This window comes from Roseicella frigidaeris, from assembly GCF_003258945.1.
Classification (GTDB): Bacteria; Pseudomonadota; Alphaproteobacteria; order Acetobacterales; family Acetobacteraceae; genus Paracraurococcus; species Paracraurococcus frigidaeris.
The window spans coordinates 106,407-118,551 of the sequence record NZ_QLIX01000008.1 but is presented as its reverse complement, the minus strand read 5'-3'; the positions used below and the strand labels follow the sequence as shown (position 1 = coordinate 118,551).

The following is a 12,145-nucleotide window of genomic DNA, read 5'->3' as shown; positions in this document are numbered from 1 at the left end:
CGATGCGGATCCTGGTGCTCGGTGCCGGCGCGCTCGGCGGCTATTTCGGCGGGCGGCTGCAGCAGGCGGGGGCGGAGACGGCCTATCTGGTCCGGCCGCGGCGGCGCGAGCAGCTCGCCCGCGACGGGCTGGTGATCGAGAGCCCCTTCGGCGATGCGCGGCTGCCGGCCGCGACCCATGCCCCGGGCCAGGGCGGCGGCGGCTGGGACCTGATCCTGCTCACCTGCAAGGCCTATGACCTGGAGGCGGCGATCGCCGCCATCCGCCCCTCGGTCGGGCCGCAAACCGCCATCCTGCCGGTGCTGAACGGCCTGTCGCACATCGCCCGGCTGCAGGCGGAGTTCGGCGCCGGCGCGGTGCTCGGCGGCCTCGCCAAGATCCAGGCGACGCTCACCGCCGAGGGGGTGGTGCGGCAGCTCAACGACTGGCGCTGGCTCACCTTCGGCGAGACGGATGGCCGGATGAGCCCGCGGGTCGAGGCGCTGGCGGCGCTGGCCGCGCGCGCCGAGGGCATGGTGGCGAGCGCGGTGCCGGACATCCTGCAGCGGATGTGGGAGAAGCTGGTGCATCTCGGCACCAGCGCCATCGGCACGGTGCTGCTGCGGGCCAACACCGGCGAGATCGCGCGCTCGCCCGGCGGCGTCGGCGTCATGCACCGGCTGCTGGAGCGCAACGCCGCCATCGCCGCCGCCAACGGGCATCCGATGCCCGAGGCCTTCCTGGCGGAATTCCGCGCCCTCTTCGCCGATCCGAAGGGCAGCTACGCCACCTCCATGCTGCGCGACCTGGAGGCGGGCGGGCGGATCGAGGCCGACCACATCCTCGGCTTCCTGCTCGAGGCCGCGCGGGCGGCCGGCGTGCCGCACGAGCTGCACGAGGCCGCCTATCTGCACGCCAAGGCCTATGAGCAGCGGCGCGACGCCGGCAGGCTGCCGCGGGGCTGACCCGGCCGGACGACGGTCCGGCCGGAGGGTTGCGCCCGGCGCCAAGGGGACCGCCCATGGGGGCCGTTGATGGGTCACCGGCAACGGCCGTTCGTATGGCACCGGCCTGTCGGCGCACCAGCCGCCGGCGATCAACCCTCAGCCGGTGAGCCGCTGGAGCGGCAGGCGCAGCTCGACCGTCAGCCCCTCCGGCGCCCAGCGGAACTCCGCCGTGCCGCCGAGCTGCGCCGCGCTCTGCGCGACGAGGCGATGACCGAAGCCACGACGGGCCGGCTGCACCACGGCCGGGCCGCCGCGCTCCGACCAGCGCAGCCCGAGGCTCGGCGCCTCGATCCCCCACTCGATCAGCACCAGGCCGCCCGTGCGCGACAGCGCCCCGTATTTCGCGGCGTTGGTCGCCAGCTCGTGCAGCGCGAGCGCGATCGGCGGGGCCGCGGCCGGCCCCAGCGGGATCTCCGGCCCCTCCAGGCGAAGCCGCCCCGCCGCCTGCTCCCCCGCCGCCCGGAAGGGCGCCAGCAGGGCGTGGACCAGGGCGGCGAGCGTCGTCGAGCGGATATCGCCGGCGGCGCCGGCGATCGCCGGGCGGACCAGGTCGTGCGCCTGCGCCAGCGCCTCGATCCGCCCGAGCAGCGCCTCGCACATCGCCTGCGGCGAGGCCGCCTCGCGGGCGCTGAAGGCGACCAGCCCGCCCATCACCGCGAACAGGTTCTTCACCCGGTGATCCAGCTCGCGCAGCAGCAGCTCGCGCGTCCGCTCGGCCCGCTTGCGCTCCGTCACCTCCTCGCAGACGATGCCGAGGCCGATGACCTCCTGCGTCTCCGGGTCGCGCAGCGGGTAGAACTGCTCCACCCAGTCGCGCTTGACCCCGGGCGCCTTCGCGGTCTCGCCGATGAACTCGATGCCGGTGATGGTCTCGCCGCGGTCCAGCACCCGCCGCATCAAGGGCTCCGCCGCCGCCTGCAGGTCCGGGACCAGGTCCCAGACCACCCGGCCGATATGCGCCTCGACCGGGAAGCCGTTGATCTCGGCCAGGGCCTCGTTGATGCGCACGAAGCGGAGCGAGCGGTCGAATTGCGCGAGGCCGAGCGGAGCGAAGTGATAGAGGGTCTCGAGCTCGGCCAGCCGGCGCCGCGCCTCCCGCTCGCTCTCGACCCGGGCCGCCTCCGAGGCGTGCAGCACCGTGAGGTCGTGATGCGTGCCGGTCATCACCAGCGGCCGCCCCGCCGGGTCGCGCTCGATGACGACGCCGCGGCTCAGGACCGGGATGTAGCGCCCATCCACGTGCTGCAGGCGCAGCACGAGCTCGTAGCGGTCGATCTCGCCGGTCAGGATGGCCTCGGCATGGTCCTGCAGCACCGCCCGGTCGGCGGGATGCACCAGCTTGCGCCAGGCCGGCACCGGCAGGGTGTGCATGGGCGGCAGGCCGAGCATGGCGCACCAGCGTGCCGAGACCTCGATCAGCTCGGTGCGCAGGTTGCGGTGCCAGGCGCCGAGCTCGGCCCCGGCCAGCGCCGCGTCCAGCCGCCGCTGCACCCGGGCCAGCCGCGCCTCCGCCCGCTGCTGCCGGGTGATGTCGGTCAGCCCGACCGAGAGCAGCCGCCGGCCCTCGAGCGTGATCTCGCGGGCATGGACCAGCACCGCCCGGGTCCTGGCCCCGGCGAGGACGAAAGGCGCGTCGAACACCTCGGTCCGGCCATCCCCGGCGATGCCGGCCAGGCGCTGGGCCAGGGCCCCGCCCTCGGCGCCGCCGAGCACCGCCGCCCAGGCCGCGGCCAGATGCTCGGGGGGGCAGCCGAGCAGCGCGGCGGCCTCCCCGTTGCCGAGCAGCAAGCGCAGCCCCGGCCGCTCCAGCAGGAGGGTCGGGACCGGCACCAGGCCGAGGGTGTCGGCAAGGGCGGTGAGGCTGGGCACGGCAGAAGGGACCATAGGCAACCAGGCTGGACCGAATGGGGAGGCATCCGGTCAGGGGCGCCCCCGCGCCGGAGCGCACCGGCGCGATCCCTGCCCAGCGCCGCGGAGGACGGCTGGGACGATCATCGCGCCCGGGTGCAGGCTGCCGCAAAGGCGTCCGCAGGTTACCTCATGGATGATGCGTTTTCCATCCGTGACGGAAGACCGGCTCAGCCTTCGCGGAGCAGACGGATGATGCCGGAGAAATCCACATCCCCGCCGCCCGCCTCGACGAAGCGCCGGTACAGCGCCAACGCCTCGGCGCCGAGCGGCGTCGTGGCACCGGCCGTCGCCGCGGCCTCCTGCGACAGGCCGAGATCCTTCAGCATCAGGGCGGCGGCGAAGCCCGGCCGGTAGTCGCGGTTGGCCGGGCTGTTCGGCACCGGCCCCGGCACCGGGCAATAGGAGGTCAGCGCCCAGGACTGGCCGGAGGACTTGCTGGCGACGTCGAACAGCGCCTGATGCGTCAGGCCGAGCTTCTCGGCCAGCACGAAGGCCTCGGCGGTGACGATCATGTTCGCCGCCAGCATCATGTTGTTGCAGACCTTGGCCGCCTGGCCGGCGCCGGCCTCGCCGCAATGCACGATGGTCCGGCCCATCGCCTGCAGGATCGGCAGCGCCGCGGCATAGGCCGGCGCCGGCCCGCCCACCATGAAGGTGAGCGTCGCCGCCTCCGCCCCCATGGTGCCGCCCGAGACCGGCGCATCCAGCATCGGCTTGCCCGCGCCGGCGGCGACCTCGCGCGCCGTCGCCACGTCGATGGTCGAGCAGTCGATCAGCACCGCCCCGGGCGCGCTCGCCGCCGCCAGGCCGCCGGCGCCGAGCCAGGCCTCGCGCACATGCCGCCCGGCCGGCAGCATGGTGACGACGAACGCGGCGCCGGCGGCGGCCTCGGCGGCGCTGCCGGCGGCCTGGCCGCCCGCGCCGGCGAAGGCCTCGAGCGCCGCCGGGACCAGGTCGTAGCCGGCGACGGCATGCCCCGCCCGCAGCAGGTTGCGCGCCATCGGCCCGCCCATGTTGCCCAAGCCGACGAAGCCGATGCGTGCCATGCGCCCTTCCTCCCGATCCGTCCGGCGCAGGGTAGAGCGGATCGGCGCGGGGCGGAAACGCCCCGCCGCGCCGGCAGCGTCCCGGCCCGCGCCCGTCACGCCCGCAGCAGCCGGTCGGGCCGCCCGGCCTCCAGCAGGAAGCGGCCACGATCCTCGCGTGGCGCGCCGGGCCGGCTCACCCGCGCCACGGCGCGGAAGCAGGCCTCGAAGCGGTCCGGCGTCACCTCGTGCAGGGTGTAGCCGCGGCGGTCGTTGAAGAAGGCGACATGCGGGTTGCGCCGCAGGATCTCGGGCGTCGAGGGCTGGATCTCCGCGCCGTCCCCCTCGCTGGTGATGCTGGTGCCGGTGAACTCGGTGGCGAGCACCGGGCTCGCCGGGTCCAGCGGATCGCGGTGGAGCTGCCCGGCCCAGGCATTGTGGACATCGCCGCTGAGGACCACCGCCCGGCCGATCCCGCGCGCCGCCAGCCCCTCCAGCACCCGGGCGCGGGCGGCGGGATAGCCGTCCCACTTGTCCATCGAGAGGCGGCCCTGCGGCAATTCGCGGCGCATCATCATCACCTGCTGCGCCAGCACCTGCCAGCGCGCGCCCGACGCCGCCATCCCGTCGAGCAGCCAGGCCTCCTGCCCCGGGCCGAGCATCTGCGCCTCCGGCCGCGCCACCGCGGCGCAGGGCGGGCCGCTGCCGTCGCCGCAGGGCTGGTCGTCGCGGAAGCTGCGGGTGTCGAGCACATGCACCTCCAGCAGCCGCCCGAAGCGCAGCCGGCGGAAGGCGGTGATCTCCGGCCCGCGCGGCAGCAGGGCGCGGCGCACCGGCATGGCCTCGTACCAGGCCTGGAAGGCGGCGGCCTTGCGCAGGGCGAAGACCTCCGGCGGCACGGCGACGGGATGGCGGGCGCCGCCATCCTCCTCGCTGACGGGGCCGGCCCAGTTGTTGTCCACCTCGTGGTCGTCGAAGCTGCAGAGGAAGGGATGCGCCGCCTGCGCCGCCTGCAGGTCGGGGTCCAGCCGGTACTGGGCGTAGCGGCGGCGATACGCCTCGAGCGTCATGGCCTCGCCGCCGGCATGCTGGCGCACCGGCGGCGGCCCCCAGCCGCCCTGGCCGGGCTGCCGGCCCGCCTGCTCGTAGATGAAGTCGCCATAATGGAAGACGAGGTCGATCGCCTCCTCCTCGGCGGCATGCCGCCAGGCGGTGAACCAGCCATGCTCCAGATGCTGGCAGCCGGCATTGAGGACGCGCAGCCGCGCCGGCATCGCGCCCGGCGCCGGCGCGGTGCGGGTGCGGCCGACCGGGCTGGCCTCGCCGCCGGCGCGGAAGCGGTACCAATAGGGCCGGCCGGGTTGCAGGCCGGCGACCTCGGCATGCACCGCGAAGCCGCCCTCCGGCCGGGCCAGGGCAGTGCCGCTTGCGGCGATGCGGGCGAAGCGCTCCTCCTCCGCCACCTCCCAGCCGACCTCGACCGGCGCCGCCGGCATGCCGCCGAGCGGCGCCAGCGGCTCCGGGGCGAGGCGGGTCCAGAGCACCATGCCGTCCGGCCAGGGATCGCCGCTGGCGACGCCGAGGCGGAACAGCGCCGCGCCGCCGCCCGCCGGCTGGGCGCGCGCCGGCGGCAGGGCGCCGAGCGCGGCGAGGCCGAGGGCGCCGCGCAACAGGCCGCGGCGGTGCAGGGCGAGGAGGTGACGGGCCAGGCTGTCCATGCGCAATGCGTCCCTGATGGCCTGCTGGCGACGCCCGCGGGACTTCGCCAGCAGGACCCTGGCGAGGGCATCCGGCCCCCTGGCTCCGGCGGGGCCATCCTGCCCCAGGCGGGCGCGGCGCGCAGGCCCGGTTCGATGACAGGCAGGCCCGGCGGGGGCAGGATGCCGGACTGCCCCCCGGAGATCCGACGCTTGCCCCCTGCCCTGCCTCCTTCCCTGCCCCCTGCCCTGCCCGCCGCCTGCCTGCCGCCGCCCGGCGATTTCCTGCTCTACCCGCCGACTTTGCAGCCCTGGGCCTATCGCATCGTCGACCAACTCTTCGCCCATCGCGTGGTCCGCCGCGGCACGCCGCGCCCCTGGGCGCGGGGCGCGGACATCGCCGGGGCGCTGGCCGAGGCCGGGCTGGCGGTGGAGGATGTCATGGCCCGGAATTGCCTGGCCGGGCTGCTGGTGGTGCAGGACGGGCGCGTCCGGCTGGAGCGCTACGGGCTCGGCCTCGGCGAGGCGGATCGCTGGAGCACCATGTCCACGGTGAAGTCGCTCACCGCCGTGCTGGTCGGCGCGGCGATCCAGGACGGCGCCATCGCCTCGGTCGAGGAGCCGGTGACGCGCCACCTGCCGGAGCTGCGCGGCACCGCCTATGACGGCGTGACGCTGGAGCATCTGCTCACCATGGCCTCCGGCCTGCGCTGGACCGAGGTCTATGCCGACCCGGAGAGCGAGGTGAACCGCTACAGCCGCGCCCTCGCCGCGCGGCAACCCGGCGGGGTGCTGCGGCAGATGGCGGCGCTGCCGCGCGACGCCGCGCCCGGCAGCCGCTTCCTCTACAACTCGGGCGACACCTTCGTGCTGGGCGCCTGCCTCACCCGCGCGGTCGGGATGCCGCTCGCGGACTACCTCTCGGCGCGGCTCTGGCAGCCGGCGGGGATGGAGTTCGAGGCCTTCTACACGCTGGAATCGGAAGGCGGGCAGGAGATCGGCGGCAGCCGCGCCGGCATGGCGCTGCGCGACTTCGGCCGCATCGCCCAGTTCATCCTGGAGGACGGCATGATCGCCGGCCGGCGCGTCCTGCCCGAGGGCTGGGTGGCGGCGATGGCCACGCCGCGCTTTCCGGTGCCGGAGCCGCGCGCGCCCGGCATCACCCATTACGGCTATTGCTGGTGGCTCGGCGAGGGGCTGATCTCGGCGCTCGGCTTCGCCGGCCAGCGCATCGACATCCTGCCGGCGGAGCGGCTGGCCGTGATCACGCTCGGCGCCTTCCCGCAGGCGCCGCATGTCCCGCCCGAGACCGACCGGGCGCATCGCCAGGCGGTCGCCGATTTCGTCGCCGCGGTGCGGCGCCTGCTGGGCGGCGAGGCGCCGCCGCCGCTATGATGCGGGACGCGGGAGGGGCGGCATGCGGGCGATCATCATCGGCGGCGGCATCGGCGGGCTGACCGCGGCGCTGGCGCTGCAGGCGGCGGGGATCGAGGCGCAGCTGTTCGAGAGCGCCGCCGAGATCCGGCCGCTCGGCGTCGGCATCAACCTGCAGCCGCATGCGGTGCGCGAGCTGACCGAGCTCGGCCTCGGCGAGGCGCTGGCCGCGACCGGCATCGCCACGCGCGAGTTCCGCTACGCCAACCGCTTCGGCCAGACCATCTGGGCCGAGCCGCGCGGCCTCGCCGCCGGCTATCGCTGGCCGCAATACTCGATCCATCGCGGCCGGCTGCAGATGCTGCTCTGGGAGGCGGCGCGGGCGCGGCTCGGCGCGGACCGGGTGCAGGCCGGGCGGCGCCTCATCGGCGTCGAGCAGGACGCGGCCGGCGTCACCGCCCGCTTCGCCGATGGCGGCACGGCGCGCGGCGCGCTGCTGATCGCCGCCGACGGCATCCATTCCGCCGTCCGCGCGGCCTTCTTCCCCGCCGAGGGACCGCCGAAATGGAACGGCGCGCTGCTCTGGCGGGCGGTGAGCTGGGCGCCGCCCTTCCTCACCGGCGCCTCCATGGTGCAGGCCGGGCACCGCGACACGAAATTCGTCTGCTACCCGATCGGCGCCGCGCCGGATGGCAGGCTGCTGGTCAACTGGATCGCCGAGCAGCGCTTCCCGACCGACACGCCCTGGGCGCGGGAGGACTGGAACCGGCCGGGCCAGGTGGAGGATTTCCTGCCGATCTTCGCCGATTGGCGCTTCGACTGGCTGGACGTGCCGGGGCTGATCCGCGCCGCCGAGGCGGTCTACGAATTCCCCATGGTCGACCGCGACCCGCTGCCCTGGTGGAGCCGGGGCCGGGTGACGCTGCTCGGCGACGCGGCGCATCCGATGTACCCGATCGGCTCGAACGGCGCCTCCCAGGCCATCCTCGATGCCCGCTTCCTGGCGCTGCAACTGGCGACGCAGCCCGACATCCCGGCGGCGCTCGCCGCCTATGAGGCGGTGCGCCGGCCGGCCACCGCGGCGGTGGTCGAGGCCAATCGCGGCGACGGGCCGGACCGGGTGATGGACCTGGTGCATGCCCGGGCGCCGGAGGGCTTCACCGATCTCGCGGCGGTGGTGCCGCGCGCCGAGCTGGAGGCGACCATCGCGGGCTACAAGCGCATCGCCGGCTTCGACCCGGAGACGCTGAACCGCCGCGAGAGCTGGTCGGTGGGACGGGCCGGCTGACACCGGGGATTCGGGTCGCGGCTCATGCCCAGCCGCCGCGGCGATGCCGCGCGGCGAGGGCCGCGACGAGACATGGGAGACCAGAATGACGCTTGACCGACGTGGCCTGCTCACGGCAGCCGCGGTCGCCTGCCTGCCGGCCGGGCCCATGGCCCGGGCGCAGACCGCCCGCGACACCACGATCCGCCTCGGCGCGCTCACCGACATGTCGGGCCCCTACCGGGATGTCGAGGGCCCGACGGGCACGGCCTGCGTCCGCCAGGCCGTGGCGGAGTTCACCGCCGCCAATCCCGGCGCCGTCGTCGAGGTGGTCGTCGCCGATCACCAGAACAAGCCGGACGTCGCCAGCAGCATCGTGCGCGAGTGGTTCGACCGCGGCGGCGTGGATGCGATCTGCCAGGTGGGCAACACCGCGGTGGCGCTCGCCGCCAACACCGTGGCGAAGGAGAAGGACAAGGTGCACCTGAACAGCGGCGCCCTGTCCTCGGTCCTGACCGGGGCGCAGTGCTCGCCGAACCTGGTGCACGGCCCGCTCGACACCTGGGCGATGAGCCATGCCACGGCAACCGCCGTGGTCGGGGACGGCGGCGAGAGCTGGTTCTTCCTCGCCGCGGACTATGCCTATGGCCATGCGCTGCGCGACGACGCCGCGCGCTTCGTGCAGGCCGCCGGCGGGCGGGTGCTGGGCTCGGTGGCGCATCCCTTCCCGGGGACGACGGATTTCGCCTCCTTCCTGCTGCAAGCCCAGGCCAGCCGGGCCAAGGTGGTGGCGCTGGCCAATTCCGGCTCCGACCTCATCAATTGCCTGAAGCAGGCGAAGGAGTTCGGCGTGACGCGGCGCGGCACCCGCCTCGTCGGCCTCGGCGCCTTCATCACCGATGTCGCCGCGGTGGGCCTGCCGGTGGCGCAGGGGCTGCTGCTGACGGAGAGCTTCTACTGGGACCTGACCGAGCGCACGCGCGCCTTCCACACGCGCCTCAAGCCGCAGCTCGCCGCGGGGGTCATCCCGAACACCCTGCATGCGGGGGCCTATGCGCTGGTGCGGCACTACCTGACGACGGCGCGGGGCATGGGCTTCGCCGAGGCGAAGCGGTCGGGCCAGGCGACGGTCGCCGCCATGAAGGCGAGGCCGACCGACGACGATGCCTTCGGCGCGGGCAGGATCCGCGAGGACGGCCAGATGATCGTGCCGGTCCACCTGTTCCAGTCGAAGGCGCCGGAGGAAAGCCGCGGCGCGGGGGACCTGTTCAGGCTCGTCTCCACCATCCCGGCAGCCGAGGCGTTCCGCCCGCTCTCCGAGGGCGGCTGCCCGATGATCCGGACCTGAGACCGGGCGCAGCACGGTTTCGCCGTCCCGCGCCCAGGGCACTTCCCCTGAACACCGGTTCAGGAGAAGTGCCCCAGGCTATTGTTTTCACGAGCATCTTCACCTGTCCGGATGAGGTCATCCGGACAGGATCTACTCTAGTAGGAGGCCATTTCCCCCTGGCCGGCGCTGCGCCAGGATGGCCCCTCGGAAAAGGCCCCTGCCGGCCTGCCAGGGCTGGCGGGCACCGCGGGGACGGGAGGGATGGAGATGGCGATACTGGCATCCGGCGACGCCGCCAGGGGCAGCCGCCGGCCGATCGTGTCCAACGGCGTATCGGCCTTCCTCACCACCTATATCGGCGGCAACCGGTACAACGCCGCGCCGGATGGCGCGGCCCTGCCGGGGGCCGAGGCCGTCTATCCGATGGCCTTCCTGGTGGAGCAGCCGGCGGGCTCGGTGGTGCAGGCGCATTTCCACGAGGCCAACCAGTTCCAGATCGTGGTGGCCGGCAGCGGCCGGCTCGGCACGCACGCCTTGCAGCCCCTCGCCGTGCACTACAGCAATGCCTACAGCGCCTATGGGCCGATCACGGCGGGGCAGGCGGGGCTGCACTACCTGACCCTGCGCAACGGCTATGACCGCGGCGCCCGCTACCTGCCGGCGGCGCGGGCCGAGCTCCGCGGCGTCCGGCGCCGGTTCCGCGAGGCGGTCGCCGAGGCGGCCCCCATCCCGGCCCCCATCCCAGCCCGGATCGCGGTCGAGCCGCTGCTGCCGGCGGCGGCCGACGGCCTCTCGGCCTGGCGCTATCGGCTGCCGGCGGGCGCGGCGGTCACCGGCCCGGACCCGGCCAGCGGCGATGGGCAGTTCTGGGTGGTGACGCGCGGCGGCCTGGCGCGCCCCGATGGCAGCGCCCTGCGGCCGCTGTCCTGCGCCTTCGTCGGCCCGGACGAGCCGGCCTTCGCCGCGCAGGCGGCGGCGGATGGGCTGGAGCTGGTGGTGGTGCAGTTCCCGCGCGGCCGCGACCATCTGCCCGAGGCGGCGCCGGCCGCCGGGGGGTGATACCCGTCGCAGGAGGTTCCGACCCGCCGCCCGCAGGGCCGAGCGCCCGGAGAGGGATCAACCGGGGAGCGGCCCGCCCCTCCCCTCGGCCTGGCAGAGCGTCCGGACCATGGCCTCATAGGCCTTGGCATCGATCTTCCGGAGGGAATTCTCGCTCTGGTAGCGAACGGTCCCGAAGATCGGCCGCCGGGCCCAGGGCCGGTCGTGCAGGCCGTAGATCCAGGCCACGTTGGTGAAGGAGTTCGGGTCCCGGCCATCCAGGAAGAAGCGGTTGTTGAGACGCAGGGTGCGCTCGAAGCCCTCCTCCGGCGTGGCGGACCATTCCAGGATCTTCTTGCCCCAGTACATGCGCAGGTGGTTGTGCATGTAGCCCGTGTCGCGCATCTCGCCCATGGCGACGTTCCAGTAATGGTCGTGCGTGCGCCCCTCGATCAGCTCGTCGTCGCCGTAGCGGTGCGGGCGCCGATCATCCGCATGCTCGGCGAGGGTCTTGCGCGCCCAGGCCGGCACGGCGCCCTCGTAGCGGTCGTAATGCTCCGTGTAATGGACGTGGTTCATGGCCAGCTCGCGCCGCACGACCACCTCCTCGGCGAAGGCGGCCTTGTCCTCCGCCGTGCCGCCCCTCGCGGCCCGCACGGCAAGGACGAGATCCACCGGCGAGATCTGGCCGAAATGCAGATAGGGGCTCATATGCGAGGCCGCGCCCGCCTCCGGCCGGCCGCGATGGCTGCCATAGCCATGGAAGCCGCCGGCGAGATAGGCCGCCAGCCGGCGCCGCGCCGCGGCCTCGCCGCCCTGGAAGCGCCGGACCTGGGGCACCGAGCGGTCGAGCGTCATGCCCCCCAGCACCGCCGCGGGATCGGCGGCGTCGATGCCCCGCGGCTCCAGCCCGTCGGCCCGGCACCGGACCTCGCCCTCGGCCAGCGGCTGCAGGAAATCCTCCATGCGGCGGCCGAGCTTCGGGCGCAGGCTGCGCGCGGCGTATTCATGCTTGCCGGATGCCGTCTCCACCGGCACCACCACGTCGCCTTCGACCTGCACGACCCGCAGCCTGGCCTGGCGCGCGATATCGGCATACCAGCGCTTCTGGATCGCCAGGTAGCCGCGGTCGAGCACCAGCAGCGCGGCGTGCCGCGACAGGTCGATCGCCACCTCGGCCGGCGACCCCTTGCGCATGACGAAGCCGATGCCGCGCCCGGCCAGGCGCCGCGCCACCTCGGCGAGGCCCTCCAGCAGGAAGGCGTAGTGCCGGGCATTGGCCGAGGGAAAGCCGCCCGCGCCGTCGAGCAGCCCGAAGCAGGCCAGCACCGGCAGGTTCAGCCGGTTCGCCTCCTCCACCGCCAGCTCGAGCGCGGGGTTGCCGCGCGACCGACATGACTGCTGCATCAGGTACAAGACATAGCGGCCGCCGGCGCGGATCTCCGCCTGGTTCAGGAGGCGGATGCGGTCCGCTGCTATCGGCATGCCGCGCCACCTTTCAGGATCGCCCCCGGAAG

Annotated in this window: 9 protein-coding genes; 5 read left to right on the top strand and 4 right to left on the bottom strand. The window is 74.4% G+C overall.

The window, feature by feature from the left end; translation table 11 throughout:
* Positions 1-2 precede the first annotated feature (2 nt).
* Positions 3-944, top strand: a complete 942-nt coding sequence (locus DOO78_RS13080) for a ketopantoate reductase family protein (RefSeq protein ID WP_111470234.1) — start codon at positions 3-5, stop codon at positions 942-944.
* Between the two features lie 138 nt (positions 945-1,082).
* On the opposite strand, the gene DOO78_RS13075 is transcribed toward DOO78_RS13080, so the two are convergent.
* The 3 genes from DOO78_RS13075 to DOO78_RS13065 form a co-directional block, all read right to left on the bottom strand.
* Entirely contained in the window at positions 1,083-2,855 is a 1,773-nt protein-coding gene (locus DOO78_RS13075; protein WP_128080050.1) for a sensor histidine kinase, read from the bottom strand.
* Positions 2,856-3,064: 209 nt separating this feature from the next.
* Entirely contained in the window at positions 3,065-3,943 is an 879-nt protein-coding gene (mmsB, locus tag DOO78_RS13070) for a 3-hydroxyisobutyrate dehydrogenase (protein ID WP_111470232.1), read from the bottom strand.
* A gap of 95 nt (positions 3,944-4,038) precedes the next feature.
* Entirely contained in the window at positions 4,039-5,640 is a 1,602-nt protein-coding gene (locus DOO78_RS13065) for an alkaline phosphatase D family protein (RefSeq protein WP_111470231.1), read from the bottom strand.
* 192 nt (positions 5,641-5,832) lie between these two features.
* On the opposite strand from DOO78_RS13065, the gene DOO78_RS13060 reads away from it, so the two are divergent.
* The 4 genes from DOO78_RS13060 to DOO78_RS13045 all read left to right on the top strand — a co-directional run bounded on the left by DOO78_RS13060 (position 5,833) and on the right by DOO78_RS13045 (position 10,649).
* Positions 5,833-7,014: a serine hydrolase domain-containing protein gene (locus DOO78_RS13060; protein ID WP_111470230.1), complete on the top strand. Its 1,182-nt coding sequence runs from the start codon at positions 5,833-5,835 to the stop codon at positions 7,012-7,014.
* A gap of 22 nt (positions 7,015-7,036) precedes the next feature.
* Entirely contained in the window at positions 7,037-8,281 is a 1,245-nt protein-coding gene (locus DOO78_RS13055; protein WP_111470229.1) for a flavin-dependent oxidoreductase, read from the top strand.
* 85 nt (positions 8,282-8,366) lie between these two features.
* Positions 8,367-9,608 (top strand): ABC transporter substrate-binding protein, encoded by a 1,242-nt coding sequence (locus DOO78_RS13050; RefSeq protein ID WP_111470228.1) that lies wholly within the window; start codon positions 8,367-8,369, stop codon positions 9,606-9,608.
* Between the two features lie 249 nt (positions 9,609-9,857).
* Entirely contained in the window at positions 9,858-10,649 is a 792-nt protein-coding gene (locus DOO78_RS13045; RefSeq protein WP_128080049.1) for a hypothetical protein, read from the top strand.
* A 57-nt stretch (positions 10,650-10,706) separates the two neighbouring features.
* Here DOO78_RS13045 and DOO78_RS13040 read toward each other — a convergent pair whose 3' ends face one another.
* Positions 10,707-12,113 (bottom strand): deoxyribodipyrimidine photo-lyase, encoded by a 1,407-nt coding sequence (locus DOO78_RS13040; protein WP_111470226.1) that lies wholly within the window; start codon positions 12,111-12,113, stop codon positions 10,707-10,709.
* Positions 12,114-12,145 lie beyond the last annotated feature (32 nt).

Bases quoted from the DNA above. Each gene is read 5' to 3' on its own strand.
- DOO78_RS13050 (WP_111470228.1), top strand. From the start codon at position 8,367: ATGACGCTTGACCGACGTGGCCTGCTCACGGCAGCCGCGGTCGCCTGC.
- DOO78_RS13045 (WP_128080049.1), top strand. From the start codon at position 9,858: ATGGCGATACTGGCATCCGGCGACGCCGCCAGGGGCAGCCGCCGGCCG.
- mmsB (WP_111470232.1), bottom strand. From the start codon at position 3,943: ATGGCACGCATCGGCTTCGTCGGCTTGGGCAACATGGGCGGGCCGATG.
- DOO78_RS13040 (WP_111470226.1), bottom strand. From the start codon at position 12,113: ATGCCGATAGCAGCGGACCGCATCCGCCTCCTGAACCAGGCGGAGATC.
- DOO78_RS13055 (WP_111470229.1), top strand. From the start codon at position 7,037: ATGCGGGCGATCATCATCGGCGGCGGCATCGGCGGGCTGACCGCGGCG.
- DOO78_RS13065 (WP_111470231.1), bottom strand. From the start codon at position 5,640: ATGGACAGCCTGGCCCGTCACCTCCTCGCCCTGCACCGCCGCGGCCTG.
- DOO78_RS13080 (WP_111470234.1), top strand. From the start codon at position 3: ATGCGGATCCTGGTGCTCGGTGCCGGCGCGCTCGGCGGCTATTTCGGC.